Source organism: Thioclava nitratireducens (assembly GCF_001940525.2).
Taxonomy (GTDB): domain Bacteria; phylum Pseudomonadota; class Alphaproteobacteria; order Rhodobacterales; family Rhodobacteraceae; genus Thioclava; species Thioclava nitratireducens.
In genome coordinates, this window is record NZ_CP019437.1 from 2,777,501 (window position 1) to 2,789,880 (window position 12,380).

General features: G+C 64.4%; 16 protein-coding genes (1 of these 16 cut by a window edge). 3 read left to right on the plus strand and 13 right to left on the minus strand.

Going from position 1 to position 12,380, the window contains the following annotated elements; all coding sequences use genetic code 11:
• Window positions 1-130, minus strand: partial view of a phosphatidylserine decarboxylase gene (locus tag BMG03_RS13180; protein WP_075775470.1) — the beginning only. It extends 569 nt beyond the left edge of the window; the window shows 130 of its 699 coding nt (coding positions 1-130); the start codon lies at window positions 128-130; the stop codon falls past the left edge of the window.
• 178 nt (window positions 131-308) lie between these two features.
• On the opposite strand from BMG03_RS13180, the gene BMG03_RS13185 reads away from it, so the two are divergent.
• Both BMG03_RS13185 and bfr read left to right on the plus strand, forming a co-directional pair.
• Window positions 309-566 (plus strand): (2Fe-2S)-binding protein, encoded by a 258-nt coding sequence (locus tag BMG03_RS13185; RefSeq protein ID WP_075775471.1) that lies wholly within the window; start codon window positions 309-311, stop codon window positions 564-566.
• A complete protein-coding gene (gene bfr / locus BMG03_RS13190; protein WP_075775472.1) occupies window positions 550-1,035 on the plus strand; it encodes a bacterioferritin in 486 nt (161 codons plus the stop codon). The genes BMG03_RS13185 and bfr overlap by 17 nt, the downstream gene beginning before the upstream one ends.
• Window positions 1,036-1,190: 155 nt before the next feature.
• On the opposite strand, the gene rpsI is transcribed toward bfr, so the two are convergent.
• From rpsI to BMG03_RS13205, 3 genes are all read right to left on the minus strand, one after another.
• Window positions 1,191-1,691, minus strand: a complete 501-nt coding sequence (gene rpsI / locus BMG03_RS13195; protein ID WP_075775473.1) for a 30S ribosomal protein S9 — start codon at window positions 1,689-1,691, stop codon at window positions 1,191-1,193.
• A 2-nt stretch (window positions 1,692-1,693) separates the two neighbouring features.
• Complete coding sequence (rplM, locus tag BMG03_RS13200) at window positions 1,694-2,155, minus strand: 50S ribosomal protein L13 (protein WP_075775474.1); 462 nt, start codon at window positions 2,153-2,155, stop codon at window positions 1,694-1,696.
• Between the two features lie 240 nt (window positions 2,156-2,395).
• On the minus strand, window positions 2,396-2,824 hold the full coding sequence (locus BMG03_RS13205) for a PaaI family thioesterase (protein WP_075775475.1): 429 nt from the start codon (window positions 2,822-2,824) through the stop codon (window positions 2,396-2,398).
• A gap of 63 nt (window positions 2,825-2,887) precedes the next feature.
• Between BMG03_RS13205 and BMG03_RS13210 the strand changes: the two genes are divergently transcribed.
• Window positions 2,888-3,676 (plus strand): enoyl-CoA hydratase, encoded by a 789-nt coding sequence (locus tag BMG03_RS13210; RefSeq protein WP_075775476.1) that lies wholly within the window; start codon window positions 2,888-2,890, stop codon window positions 3,674-3,676.
• Between the two features lie 6 nt (window positions 3,677-3,682).
• On the opposite strand, the gene proB is transcribed toward BMG03_RS13210, so the two are convergent.
• From proB to BMG03_RS13255, 9 genes are all read right to left on the minus strand, one after another.
• Window positions 3,683-4,801 (minus strand): glutamate 5-kinase, encoded by a 1,119-nt coding sequence (gene proB, locus BMG03_RS13215; RefSeq protein ID WP_075775477.1) that lies wholly within the window; start codon window positions 4,799-4,801, stop codon window positions 3,683-3,685.
• A complete protein-coding gene (gene obgE / locus BMG03_RS13220) occupies window positions 4,789-5,817 on the minus strand; it encodes a GTPase ObgE (RefSeq protein ID WP_075775478.1) in 1,029 nt (342 codons plus the stop codon). Before obgE ends, proB begins: the two co-directional genes overlap by 13 nt.
• A gap of 224 nt (window positions 5,818-6,041) precedes the next feature.
• On the minus strand, window positions 6,042-6,578 hold the full coding sequence (locus tag BMG03_RS13225) for a GNAT family N-acetyltransferase (protein ID WP_075775479.1): 537 nt from the start codon (window positions 6,576-6,578) through the stop codon (window positions 6,042-6,044).
• Between the two features lie 209 nt (window positions 6,579-6,787).
• Window positions 6,788-7,057 carry a 50S ribosomal protein L27 gene (gene rpmA / locus BMG03_RS13230; RefSeq protein ID WP_075775480.1) on the minus strand — a complete coding sequence of 90 codons (270 nt, stop codon included), beginning with the start codon at window positions 7,055-7,057 and terminating at the stop codon, window positions 6,788-6,790.
• A 12-nt stretch (window positions 7,058-7,069) separates the two neighbouring features.
• Window positions 7,070-7,702 (minus strand): 50S ribosomal protein L21, encoded by a 633-nt coding sequence (locus BMG03_RS13235; RefSeq protein ID WP_075775481.1) that lies wholly within the window; start codon window positions 7,700-7,702, stop codon window positions 7,070-7,072.
• Window positions 7,703-7,894: 192 nt separating this feature from the next.
• Window positions 7,895-9,013, minus strand: coding sequence for a CaiB/BaiF CoA transferase family protein (locus BMG03_RS13240; protein ID WP_075775482.1), 1,119 nt, complete (start codon window positions 9,011-9,013; stop codon window positions 7,895-7,897).
• Between the two features lie 154 nt (window positions 9,014-9,167).
• Window positions 9,168-10,997, minus strand: coding sequence for an ABC-F family ATP-binding cassette domain-containing protein (locus BMG03_RS13245; RefSeq protein WP_075775483.1), 1,830 nt, complete (start codon window positions 10,995-10,997; stop codon window positions 9,168-9,170).
• Window positions 10,998-11,138: 141 nt separating this feature from the next.
• On the minus strand, window positions 11,139-11,855 hold the full coding sequence (locus tag BMG03_RS13250; RefSeq protein ID WP_075775484.1) for a GNAT family N-acetyltransferase: 717 nt from the start codon (window positions 11,853-11,855) through the stop codon (window positions 11,139-11,141).
• Window positions 11,856-11,905: 50 nt separating this feature from the next.
• Window positions 11,906-12,358, minus strand: coding sequence for an outer membrane protein assembly factor BamE (locus tag BMG03_RS13255; protein WP_075775485.1), 453 nt, complete (start codon window positions 12,356-12,358; stop codon window positions 11,906-11,908).
• Between the last annotated feature and the right edge of the window lie 22 nt (window positions 12,359-12,380).

Below are 12,380 nucleotides of genomic sequence, written 5' to 3' on the forward strand. Positions count from 1 at the left end.
CGACCCCGATCCAGCCGAGCGGCTCCCAGATCAGGAACAGGATGAAGGCGATCCCCGCGAAGATGGCGACGAATTTGCGCCCTTCGGGATGCATCGGTTTCACGAAGGTGGAGAGCATGGAGACGGACATACGGGCCTCTTGAACTGTTTGCCCGTGCTTACCCCAGTTGCACGGCGATGGAAACGGGGGCGGGAGATGGCACCGCGCGACCCGATATCCGACTCTTTCCGTCGGATTGACTTTTCTGACAAAACTACTCACCTATAGGGGCAGATACCCACCTCCCCCGGAATCAGGGCGCGCAACCATGATCATTTGCCATTGCCAAACCATTACCGATCGCGACATCCATGCGGCGATCGACTGGATGCGAAAATCGGACCCGAGCACGATCATCACGCCGGGCAAGATTTATCACGCGCTCGGCAAACGCGCCGATTGCGGCGGATGCATGCCGCTCTTTCTTTCCACGATGCGCAAGAATACCAATTTGAAAGTGCCGGTCGAACTGACCGGGCTGAGACAGGCACCAATGGAAGGAAGACGACATGAAGGGCGACGCTAAGGTCATCGAATATCTAAACGCGGCTCTGCGCAGCGAATTGACGGCCGTTTCGCAATACTGGCTGCACTTCCGGATGCAGGAAGATTGGGGCCTTGCCGCGATGGCAAAGAAATCGCGTGAGGAGTCGATAGAAGAGATGCATCACGCCGACAAATTGATCGCACGCATCCTGTTCCTCGAAGGCCATCCGAACCTGCAGAAGCTCGACCCGCTGCGTATCGGCGAGGGCCCGCGCGAGACGCTCGAATGCGACCTCGCGGGAGAGCATGACGCGCTGACCCTCTACCGCGAGGCCCGCGACCATTGCGAAAGCGTGCGCGATTACGTCTCGAAGGATCTGTTCGAAGAGTTGATCGCCGACGAGGAAGGTCACGTCGATTTCCTCGAGACCCAGCTCGACCTCTACGACCGCGTAGGCGCACAGAATTACGCCCTGCTCAACGCCGCAAAGATGAACGAGGCGGAATAATCCCCGCCTTTCTCAGGGCAGACAGGCTCGAAGGCGCTCCGAACGGGGCGCCTTCATCGTTTGCACCGGTCGGAATTCGGGGGCCAGGGGGCGAAGCCCCAAACGAAAAGCGGCCCCCGTATGGGAGCCGCTTTCCAAATCGTATCTCGCGAAGTTTAGCGCTTCGAGAACTGGAAGCTACGACGGGCTTTCGCGCGGCCGTATTTCTTACGTTCCACAACGCGCGAGTCGCGGGTCAGGAAGCCAGCGGCTTTCAGAGCCGGACGCAGCGAGGGATCGTAGAGCTGCAGCGCTTTCGAGATGCCGTGCTTGACTGCACCGGCCTGGCCCGAGAGGCCGCCGCCTGCGACGGTCGCGTAGACGTCGAACTGGCCGTCCACGTTCGCCACGCCGAAGGGCTGGTTCACGATCAGCTGAAGCACGGGACGCGCGAAGTACTTGTCCATCGCCTTGCCGTTCACTTCGATCTTGCCGGTGCCCGGCTTGACCCAGACGCGGGCGACCGCGTCTTTACGCTTGCCGGTGGCATAGGAGCGGCCTTGCGCGTCGCGCACGGGCTCACGGGGCGTGGAGGTTTCGGTTTCGGTGGCGCCAGCGTTGTCCGAGCCGGTCACGACCGATTTCAGATCGTCGAGGGTCTTGATATCGTCGGCCATGATCAGCTCCGGGTGTTCTTCTTGTTCATCGACTTGACGTCGAGAACTTCAGGCTGTTGCGCTTCGTGCGGATGCTCGGCACCGGCGTAGACACGCAGGTTCGCCATTTGCGCACGACCCAGACGGTTGCGCGAGATCATGCGCTCGACCGCCTTGATGACCACGCGCTCGGGATGCGCGCCCTCGAGGATCTGGCGCGCGGTGCGCGACTTGATCCCGCCGGGGTGATTGGTGTGCCAGAAGTAGGTCTTGTCGTCACGCTTCTTGCCGGTCATCTGCACCTTGTCGGCGTTGATGACGATGACGTTGTCGCCCATGTCCATGTGCGGCGTGAAGGTGGCCTTGTGCTTGCCACGCAGACGCATTGCGACGATCGAAGCGAGACGGCCCAGCACGACGCCTTCAGCGTCGATGATGACCCATTTCTTCTCGATCTCCGCGGGTTTTGCGGTATAGGTTTTCATCTGTGATCTGCCCTTGTGGGGTATTTCGAATTCTGATGCGGGCTTTTGCGCGATTCCGGAAGCGTTTTCAAGTGGCGCGCTTCTTAATTTTGCCAGCAAAAACAATGCGATAAAAATTAGGTATCAAAATACCCCATCACTGCGTGCGGTTTTCCGACCCGGAGGGGGCTCTGCCCCCGGCGCATCTGCGCCTCCCCCGGGATATTTGACCCAAGGCGAAGGCGCATCGAGAGCCCCACCCTACCCCATCGCCCTCGGCGGGATCGAATAGGTCATGCTCGCACGCGCGACAGGCCGGTCGTCGCCCTCGGAGTAGATCAGCGCATCCCCTACGGCGAGGACGCGGCCCAGTTTCAGCACCCGGATCTTCGCGATCAGGTCGGCTCCGGCCGCTGGCTTGCGCATGAAATCCATGCTCGCATTGGTGGTCACCGCCAAGGCCACGCGCCCGATCCGGGCGAGGATCGCGATGTAGATCCCGACATCGGCCAACGCGAACATATTCGGCCCCGAGACAGTGCCGCCGGGTCGTAAATGACGCTCTTCCACTTTCAGCCGCACCACCAACTCGTCCTCGTCGAGCGCGTCGATCGCGAAGTCGCCTTTCACCTGCGGAAACGCCTCGTCGAGAAATTCCGCGAGTTCGTCGCGATCCATTACCAGCGCCATGCGCCCTCCCCTTCCCTTGTCCCTCTCTCGCCCCTAGAGTTTCGACAAAGAGGAGGAGTTTCAATGACAGATCTGGTGATCCGCGAGGATAAAGGCGCGGTGGCGCATCTGACGATGAACAGCCCCGGCAGCCTCAACGCGCTGTCGGATGCGATGCTCGCGGCGCTCAAGGCCCGGTTTTCGGAGCTGACCGAGGATACGAGCATCAAGGTCGTCGTGCTGCGCGGCGCGGGCAAGGCATTCTGCGCGGGCCATGACCTCAAGGAAATGCAGCGCGGGCGCGAGGCCGAGGACAAGGGCCGCGCCTATTTCGCCGATCTCTTCTTCCGCTGCGCCGAGATGATGCAGATGATCCCGGCCCTGCCGCAGCCGGTGATCGCCGAGGCGCATGGCATCGCCACGGCCGCCGGATGTCAGCTCGTCGCCTCCTGCGATCTGGCGGTCGCCGCCGAGGGCACGCGCTTCGGGGTGAATGGGGTGAATATCGGTCTGTTCTGCTCGACCCCGATGGTGGCGCTGTCGCGCAACGTGCCGCGCAAGGTCGCCTTCGAGATGCTGACCACGGGCGAGTTCATCGACGCCACCCGCGCCCGTGAGGTCGGGCTGGTGAATCGCGTCGCCCCGCATGACGAACTCGGCGCCGAGACCGAAAAGCTGGCACAGACGATCGCGGGCAAGCTCGGCGCCGCGGTGAAGATCGGCAAGCGCGCCTTCTACGAACAGGCCAACATGGACCTCGCGAAAGCCTATGATCACACTGCGGCGGTGATGGTCGAGAATATGCTCTGGCGCGACACCGAGGAAGGCGTGCAGGCCTTCATCGAGAAGCGCAAGCCGGACTGGGCGGAGTAACCGGGCTCAGCCAACCACCATATCGTCGCGATGGATCAGCGCCGCGCGGCCGGGATAACCCAGGATCTCCTCGATCTCGCCCGAGCGGTGCCCCGCGATCAGCCGCGCCTCGTCGCCGGTATAGCGCACGAGTCCCTTGCCGAGAACAGCGCGGTCCGGCCCCGCGATGGTAACGGGATCGCCGCGCCCGAAACGGCCGACGATCTTGGTGACGCCCGCCGGCAGCAGCGACTTGCCCGAGCGCAGCGCGTTCGCCGCGCCCTCGTCGACGAACAGCTCGCCACGCGGCTTCATCGCCGCGATCCAGCGTTTGCGCGCGGCCTGCGGGTCGCCCTCGGGCAGGAACCAGCTGCAGCGCCCGCCTTGCTCCAGTGCGCCGACCGGGTGATCGGCAAAGCCTTCCGCGATCGCCATCGCACAGCCGCCCGCCACCGCCACTTTCGCCGCCAGCAGCTTCGTTTTCATTCCGCCCTTCGAGAGGCCAGACACGGGATCGCCCGCCATCGCCTCGATCTCGGGGGTGATGTGTTCGATTACCGGCAGATGCTCGGCGCTCGGGTCGGTCTTCGGATTCGCCGTATAGAGCCCGTCGACATCGGACAGCAGCAGCAACTGGTCCGCCCCGATCGTCACAGCGATCTGGGCAGCCAGCCGGTCATTGTCGCCGAAACGAATCTCGTCGGTCGCGACCGTGTCGTTTTCGTTCACGATGGGCACGACGCCGAGGCCCAGCAGCGTCTCCAGCGTGGCACGCGAATTGAGATAGCGCCGCCGATCCGCGGTATCTTCCAGCGTGACGAGAACCTGCGCGGTGCTGACGTCATGCGGGCCCAGAACTTCCTCATAGGCCCGCGCGAGGCGGATCTGTCCCACCGCCGCCGCGGCCTGGCTCTGCTCCAGCGGCAGCGTACCGCCCGCAAGACCGAGCACCCGCCGCCCCAAGGCGATGGACCCGGAGGACACGATCACGACGCCGGTGCCGCGTGCGCGCAAAGCCGCCACGTCGGCAGCCAGCGAGCGCAGCCAATCCGCGCGCAAGCCGCCCTGATCGACGAGAAGCGCCGATCCGATCTTGATCACCAGGCGCTTCGCCTGCGCCAGAGCGGGCGCGCTCACGGATGCCATGCTCCGCCCTCATCCTCGGGCTTCGGCTTGTCCTTGGCGATTTCCGCCCAGAGCGCGCGCAGCACATCCGGCACGCCTTTTTTCGACACGCCCGACATCAGCATGACAGGCCCACCCGACGCCTCTTCCAGCTCCGCCTTACGCTCAGCCAACGTCTCTTCGTCAATCGCGTCGATCTTGTTGAGTACGGTGACGCGCGGCTTCTGAGCGAGGATTTCCGAATAGGCCTCCAACTCGCCGATGATCGTGCGCCAATCCTCGACCGGATGCTCCGCCGTGCCATCCACCAGATGCAGCAGCACCGAGCAGCGCTCGACATGACCGAGGAACTGATCGCCCAGACCCCGCCCTTCAGAGGCGCCCTCGATCAGCCCCGGAATGTCGGCCACGACGAATTCGCGCCCGTCGATGCCGACGACGCCGAGATTCGGAACCAGCGTCGTGAACGGATAATCCGCAATCTTGGGACGCGCGTTCGAGGTCGCAGCCAGGAAGGTCGACTTGCCCGCATTGGGCAGGCCCAGCAGCCCCGCATCCGCGATCAGCTTGAGGCGCAGCCAGATCGTGCGCTCGACGCCTTCCTGACCGGGATTCGCCCGTTGCGGCGCGCGGTTGGTGGAGGATTTGAAATGCAGGTTGCCCCAGCCGCCATTGCCGCCCTTGGCGAGCAGCACGCGCTGCCCCACCTCGGTCATATCGGCGATCAGCGTCTCCTGATCCTCGTCGAGAATCTCGGTGCCGACCGGCACTTTCAGCACGACGTCGTCGCCGTCCTTGCCCGTGCATTGGCTGCCCATGCCGTGCTGGCCGGATTTGGCGAAGAAATGCTGCTGGTAGCGGAAATCGATGAGCGTATTGAGCCCTTCGACCGCCTCGATCCAGACCGAGCCGCCCTTGCCGCCGTCGCCGCCATCGGGGCCGCCGAATTCGATATATTTCTCGCGCCGGAACGAGACGCAGCCCGCGCCGCCGCCGCCGGAGCGGATATAGACCTTGGCGAGATCGAGAAATTTCATGGCTTGGCCCCTTTCATCAAGGCGCCGCAATAGACGCCTGCGCGCGCAGGATCAAGCGCCGCGTGGGGCGCCGCCCCGCACACACCTGAGTTATTTCCATAGAGAGTACGGTGAATAGGTCGAGGAACGCGGAATTTGTCCCGGCTGCCTCTTCTTCCTGATCCAAATATCCCGCGAGGGTCCGGGAGGGCTGCGCCCTCCCGTCCGCGGCTCGGGCCGCGCGCTTACATCTTGCGCAGATAGGTCCAGGTCGGAACGTGGCGCCCGCGCGCGAGCGACCAGCTTTCCGCATCGCCCAGATATTCGAAACCGCTATTGGTCAGGACACGGGCCGAGCCCGGATTGTCCTGAAAGACCTCGGCGAAGAGGGTGCGGGATTTGTGGGGATTGGCCTCGATGATGGCGGCGACCGCCTCGGAGGCGAGACCCGTATTCCAGAAGCCCGGGCCCACCCAATAGCCGATCTCGGACTGATCGTCGTCGAGACGTGTCAGCGAGACGACACCCAGAAGTTCGCCCATGCCATGGCGCGATCCATCGATCGCCCAGACGTCTTCGACGCGGTCGTCGGCCTGTGCGCGCGTGATGAAATTCTCGGCTGTGCCGGGCGGTAGTGGATGCGGGATCGCACGGGTGCCTTCGGCGACGCGTTTGTCGCCGGAATACATCTCGATCAGACCGGCATCCGAACGGCGCAGCGGGCGCAGCACGAAACGCTCCGTTTCGATCACGGGTTGGGTAGAAATCGTCTCCTGGTACATGGGCGCTCCTCCTCGAAACGCGGACGAACCGGCGGCTCCTCCTGCCGCATGGTCCTAGTAAATAAATAGGACAGCAAGATGACGATACATCCCCTGACCCGGTAAATTTCCTCGCTGCAATTGCAAACACCTTTGCGCCTCACTGCAACGAGAAAGGGGACCGGCCTTTCAGCCGATCCCCCGATTTTGTGACACTTTCGTCGGTCGGGTTACTCGGCGGCCTCCGCAGCCGGGAGGACCGATACGAAGGTGCGGCCCTTGAGGCCTTTATGGAAGGTGACGCGGCCTTCAGCCGTTGCAAAGATGGTGTGATCCTTGCCGAGGCCGACGCCCTCACCCGGCCACCACTTGGTGCCGCGCTGACGCACGATGATGTTGCCCGGGATCGCTGCCTGACCGCCGAACAGTTTCACGCCGAGACGACGACCCGCAGAGTCGCGGCCGTTACGGGATGAACCGCCTGCTTTCTTGTGTGCCATGGGTGTCTCTCCTTATTTCGCGAGCTCTTTGGCCTGCTCGACCCAGTCGGGCTTGACCTTGGTAGCTTCAAAGGTTTCGGGATCGACCGAAGCGAGCTGGGCGTAGGTGGTGATACCAGCTTCGTTCAGCTTCTTCTCGGCCGCCGGGCCGAGACCGGTGATGACCTTCAGATCGTCCGCTTCCGCGACGGCGGCGTCAGCCTTCGGCGCGGCTTTCGGAGCAGCAGCGGCCTTGGCGGGCTTGGCCGGAGCGGCTTCGCCTTTGCCACCATGCGCTGCACGACGCGCGATCGCGGTGCCCACGGCTTCCTTCACGCCAGACTTGTCGCCGCCGGTGGCGAGGACGTCGGTGACGCGCAGCAAGGTCAGCTGCTGACGGTGACCACGGGTACGCTGCGACGAGTGCTTACGACGACGCTTGTGGTAGGTGATGACCTTGTCGGCCTTGATGTTGTCGATGACTTCCGCCTGCACGGCCGCACCTTCGACGAAGGGGGTGCCGAACTGGGGCTTGTCGCCGCCGACCATCAGAATCTCGTTGAACTGGACTTTGTCGCCAGCTTCGGCTGCGAGCAGTTCCACGCGGAGCAGATCGCCCGCCTGAACCTTGTATTGCTTGCCGCCGGTCTTGAGGACCGCAAACATGGGTCTTTCCTTTTCTTCATCCGCGCCCTGTGGCCCCTGATCGGAGTTCGTTGGACCTGTTGGCCCGCCGTCGGACTGCGCGCTCCTCACGGGAGCGAAGTTGCAAAAACGAGGCCCGGCGGAAAGAGGACTCTCCGCCGGGTCGGGCCGATATCGGGGATCAGCCCCCGTCTGTCAAGGAAAATCGAGGTTTTATACGCAATCGCTCCAGCGGGCGAGCGCCTCCGCCGCAGAGATCCGCCGTCCCTGCGCGCATGCCTGCCCCGGCGTGGCCGAGAGCCGCGGCGCGGGGGCTGGCTGGGCGAGGCCGTCGAGATCGACATAGGCGCCGCGTTCGGCGTTCTGCGGATGCGCAATGGCCTCGGCGATCGACAGTACCGGCGTTGCGCAGGCATCGCTGCCTGCGAAAACCTCAGTCCAGTCATCGCGGCTGCGAGTCGCGAAGCGGTCTGCGAAGGCATCCCGCAAGGCCGGCCAATTCGCACGGGCCTCGCGCGCAGGCAAGGCCTCGGGCGCGAATCCCAGCCCCGCGATCAGCACCGTGTAGAATTGCGGCTCGAGCGCGCCGACCGCCATATGGCCGCCGCAGGCACATTCATAGACCGTGTAGAACGGCGCTGCCCCGTCGAGCAGATTCGCCTGCCGCCGATCCGTCCACGCCCCCTGCCCGGCCATCCCGGTGATCATCGCCATCAGATGTGCCACCCCGTCAGTGATCGCACAATCGACGACCTGACCCTGCCCGGTCTCCCGTGCGCGCCACAGTGCCGCCAGCATCCCGAAGGCCAGATAAATTCCGCCGCCGCCGAAATCGCCCAGAAGGTTGAGCGGGATCGCGGGCGCCTCTCCGCCCATCGCATGCAATGCGCCGGTCAGAGACAGGTAATTGATGTCATGCCCGGCGGTCTGCGAGAGCGGCCCCTCCTGCCCCCAGCCGGTCATCCGGCCATAGACCAACGCCGGATGATCGGGGAAATCGTCCGGCCCCAGCCCCAGCCGCTCCATCACGCCCGGGCGCATGCCTTCGATCACCCCATCGGCGCAAGCGATCAGCGTGCGCACCGCCTCACGCCCGGCGTCGGATTTCAGATCCACCTCCACCACGTCGCGGCCCCGATCGAGCACATCAACCTCCAGCCCCAGAACGTGATTCTCCGCCCCGCCCGAGCCGGGCCGCGCGATGCGGATCACCTCGGCCCCGAAATCGGCCAGACACATTGCCGCGAACGGCGTCGGCCCCAACCCGGAAATCTCGACAATGCGCAGCCCGCTGAGCGGCCCCGCGCCCTTGGCCCCGGTTCGCTTGATCATACGCCCCTCCTGATCGCCCCGTCAGAGGGGCTCTGCCCCGCTGGCTCCGCCAGCCCCCGGGATATTTTCACCAATCCGAAAGAGAATGCCCTCCCCTTTGGCTTGGATCAAATATCTCCGCCGGAGGCATCCGACTTCACGGCGAGCGCCGAGGTCAGGCCTCTTGCGCCTTCTCTTCGAGTTCGAGCCATTCGACCTCGGCCGCGTCGAGCGCGGTCTGGCGGTCGCTCAGCATCTCGGTGGCCTTCGCGAATTTCACCGGCTCGCGGGTAAAGAGATCGGGATCGGCGAGTAACTCGTTGATCTTCGAGATCTCATGTTCGAGCTTCTCGATCACGCCGGGCAGCTCTTCCAACCGGTGTTTCTCGGTAAAGCTGAGGCCGGTTTTCTTCGGCGCAGCTCTCTGGGCCGCGCCGGATTTCGACTCGGCTTTGGGCGCGTCCTTCTTCGGCGCAGGCTTGGCCTCGGGCGCGGCCTCGGCCTTCTGCGCCTGATAATCCGACCAGCCGCCCGCGTAGACAGTAGCGCGCCCGTCGCCTTCCATCGCGATGGTCGTGCTGGCGACTCGGTCGATGAAATCGCGGTCGTGGCTGACCAGCAGCACCGTGCCGTCATATTCGCCCAGCAAATCCTGCAGCAAGTCGAGCGTTTCCACGTCGAGATCGTTGGTCGGTTCGTCGAGAATCAACAGGTTCGACGGTTTCGCCATGATCCGCGCCAGCAGAAGCCGAGCGCGTTCGCCACCCGAGAGCGCCCGGATCGGGCCGCGCGCCTGTTGCTCGTCGAAGAGGAAGTCCTTCAGATAGCCCACGACATGTTTCGGGGTGCCGCGCACCATCACCTGATCGGAGCGCCCCTTCACCGCCATGTCCGGGTCGTTCACCAGCCCGTCCCACAGAGTCTGCTCGGGATTGAGCGTCGCGCGCGCCTGATCGAAGACGGCGATCTCGAGATTCGTGCCCAGCTTGACCGCGCCCTCATCGGGCTCGACCTCGCCGGTCAGCATCTTCAGAAGCGTCGTCTTGCCGACGCCATTGGGGCCGACGAAGGCCACGCGATCCCCGCGCAGCACGCGCAGATCGAAATCCTTCACGATCTGCTTGTCGCCGAAACGTTTGGACAGGCCCGTGGCCTCGATCACCCGCTTGCCCGATTGCTGGCCCGAGTCGAGTTCCATCGCCGCGACGCCCTGCCGTTTGATCTGGCTGGCGCGCTCGGCGCGCAGCGCCTGCAGCGCACGCACCCGACCCTGATTACGCTTGCGCCGCGCCGAAATACCTTCGACCGCCCAACGCGCCTCGGCCTTGATCTTGCGATTGAGCTTGTGGCGGGCCTCGTCTTCCTCGGCCCAGGCTTTCTCGCGCCAATCCTCGAACGTCTCGAAACCCTGCTCGTTGCGTCGCACCTCGCCCCGGTCGATCCAGAGCGTGGCACGCGTCAGCGCGCGCAAGAAAGCGCGGTCGTGCGAGATCAGCACGAACGCCTTGCGGGTCTCCTTCAGCTGGTTTTCCAGCCAGGCGATCGCCTCGATATCGAGATGGTTCGTCGGCTCGTCGAGCAGCATCAGCTCCGGCCCCTCGGCCAGAAGCTTCGCCAGCGCCGCCCGCCGCCGCTCGCCACCCGAGGCGGTCTCCACCGGAGTCTCGGGTTTGAACTTCAGCCCTTCGGCGACCATCTCGACGCGATAAGCCTCGGCCGGATCCAGCTCGGAGGCGGCGAAATCGCCCAAGGTCGCGAAGCCCGAGAGATCCGGCTCCTGCTCCATGTAGCCCACCGAGATGCCCGGCGGCACGACCCGCGTCCCCGAATCCGGCTCCACCAGCCCGGCCATCACCTTCATCAGCGTGGATTTGCCCGAGCCGTTGCGGCCCACCAACGCGACGCGGTCGCCTTGCTGGACGGTGAGCGAGAGCCCTTCGAAAACGGGATTGCCGCCGAAGGTGAGCGAAATGTCGGAAAGCTGTAAGAGCGGTGCGCGTGCCATGCTCGCGAGCTAAGCGGGCCTTGGCGAAAGGTCAATGGGCCATGCGCGACGCCGCCCCTATGAGCGCAGGCGTCTTCTTCCCCTTGGGACAAATATCCCCGCCGGAGGCTCCTGCCTTCTCAGCCCTCCGAAACGTCCGTGTTACCCGGCCAGCGCCCGCAAGCTGCGCCGCCGCGCCTCGGGGATCGCGGCGATCTCCAGTGCGGTGAAGACGTGACAGGTGTCGAGGTCGCGATCGATCACGGCGTGATCCGATACCCATCCGCCCATCCCGAGATAGGATCGCAGCAGCGGCGGCAAGGCACTGACGTCACCAACCTCCCCCGCCAGGGCAGCAGGGTAATCCACACGCTCGGACGCTTTGGGGCGCGGACGCAACGCCTCTGGGCCAAGCGCGCGAGCCGCGAGATGCGCGAGCCCTGAGCGATGCGTCCGCCAGTCGCTTCCCGTGAAGGAGGAGCAGCCAATCAGAAGCTCTGCCCTGGTCTCTTCGGCAATCCGTGTAATCGCAGCCCAGCCCAGACGCAGCACATCGGGATCGCGCAGGCCCGGACGCGTGCAGAACCGTCCCAGTTCGAGAATCGGCCCGGACCATGCGGCGAGCGGCGCGAGATCGTAGAACTGCGCGCAATAGCCCTCAGGCAGCACCGCCCCACACCCCAACAGCAAAAGCCGCGCGGCGGCGGCGGGGCCGTGATCGTCGCAAATCAGGATGTGGCGGCAAAGCGGGTCGAAGCGATCGGCATCCGAGGCGCCATTCCGGAACGCCGCCGCGCGCAGTGCAAGCGCGGCCTCTCGATCCGCAGGGGTCTCTGCCTCGCGGACCTGATAGGTGCCTTTTGCGAAACTCAGGGACATGCGACCTCGCAGATCATGACGGCACCCGCCTCGGGGCCGCCCTGCTGCGATCAGTTGTTTCCGAGAACCTGACCCGCATTGACGCGACCGATCGAACCCATCAGCTGACGCAAGAAGCCGATGCCCTTGACCTTGCTCTCGGTCACGCGGCGCGACAGCGTCACGACCTGACCCTTCTCGAGGCCGAAGCGTTCGACATTCGAGACGACGCCGTTGTCATTGAAGGACACGGCGACGACTTCGCGGCTGATTTCCTGCGGAGCGTGCCAGGTCACGGTTTTCCAGCGCGAACCGACGTAATACCAGCCCGAGCCTTCCAGCAGCCCGGTGGAGCTCGGCCGCCCGATCGCGGCGGCGACATCGTCGCGTGTGCTCTTGCCGACCTCGATCTGGGCGAGGTCTTCGTCAATCGGCACATACCCGTGGTTGCGGTAGATCGGAGAACAGGCCCCCGCGATAAGCACCACGCCGAACGCGATTAACAGCATGGCCTTGCGCATCATTGAACCGATCCCCACCTGCAAC

Coding starts and splice junctions, on each gene's coding strand:
- BMG03_RS13250 (WP_075775484.1), bottom strand. CDS start 11,855: ATGTCCCTGAGTTTCGCAAAAGGCACCTATCAGGTCCGCGAGGCAGAG.
- BMG03_RS13245 (WP_075775483.1), bottom strand. CDS start 10,997: ATGGCACGCGCACCGCTCTTACAGCTTTCCGACATTTCGCTCACCTTC.
- BMG03_RS13210 (WP_075775476.1), top strand. CDS start 2,888: ATGACAGATCTGGTGATCCGCGAGGATAAAGGCGCGGTGGCGCATCTG.
- proB (WP_075775477.1), bottom strand. CDS start 4,801: ATGGCATCCGTGAGCGCGCCCGCTCTGGCGCAGGCGAAGCGCCTGGTG.
- BMG03_RS13185 (WP_075775471.1), top strand. CDS start 309: ATGATCATTTGCCATTGCCAAACCATTACCGATCGCGACATCCATGCG.
- BMG03_RS13240 (WP_075775482.1), bottom strand. CDS start 9,013: ATGATCAAGCGAACCGGGGCCAAGGGCGCGGGGCCGCTCAGCGGGCTG.
- BMG03_RS13225 (WP_075775479.1), bottom strand. CDS start 6,578: ATGTACCAGGAGACGATTTCTACCCAACCCGTGATCGAAACGGAGCGT.
- rplM (WP_075775474.1), bottom strand. CDS start 2,155: ATGAAAACCTATACCGCAAAACCCGCGGAGATCGAGAAGAAATGGGTC.
- obgE (WP_075775478.1), bottom strand. CDS start 5,817: ATGAAATTTCTCGATCTCGCCAAGGTCTATATCCGCTCCGGCGGCGGC.
- rpmA (WP_075775480.1), bottom strand. CDS start 7,057: ATGGCACACAAGAAAGCAGGCGGTTCATCCCGTAACGGCCGCGACTCT.
- rpsI (WP_075775473.1), bottom strand. CDS start 1,691: ATGGCCGACGATATCAAGACCCTCGACGATCTGAAATCGGTCGTGACC.
- bfr (WP_075775472.1), top strand. CDS start 550: ATGAAGGGCGACGCTAAGGTCATCGAATATCTAAACGCGGCTCTGCGC.
- BMG03_RS13255 (WP_075775485.1), bottom strand. CDS start 12,358: ATGATGCGCAAGGCCATGCTGTTAATCGCGTTCGGCGTGGTGCTTATC.
- BMG03_RS13205 (WP_075775475.1), bottom strand. CDS start 2,824: ATGGCGCTGGTAATGGATCGCGACGAACTCGCGGAATTTCTCGACGAG.
- BMG03_RS13235 (WP_075775481.1), bottom strand. CDS start 7,702: ATGTTTGCGGTCCTCAAGACCGGCGGCAAGCAATACAAGGTTCAGGCG.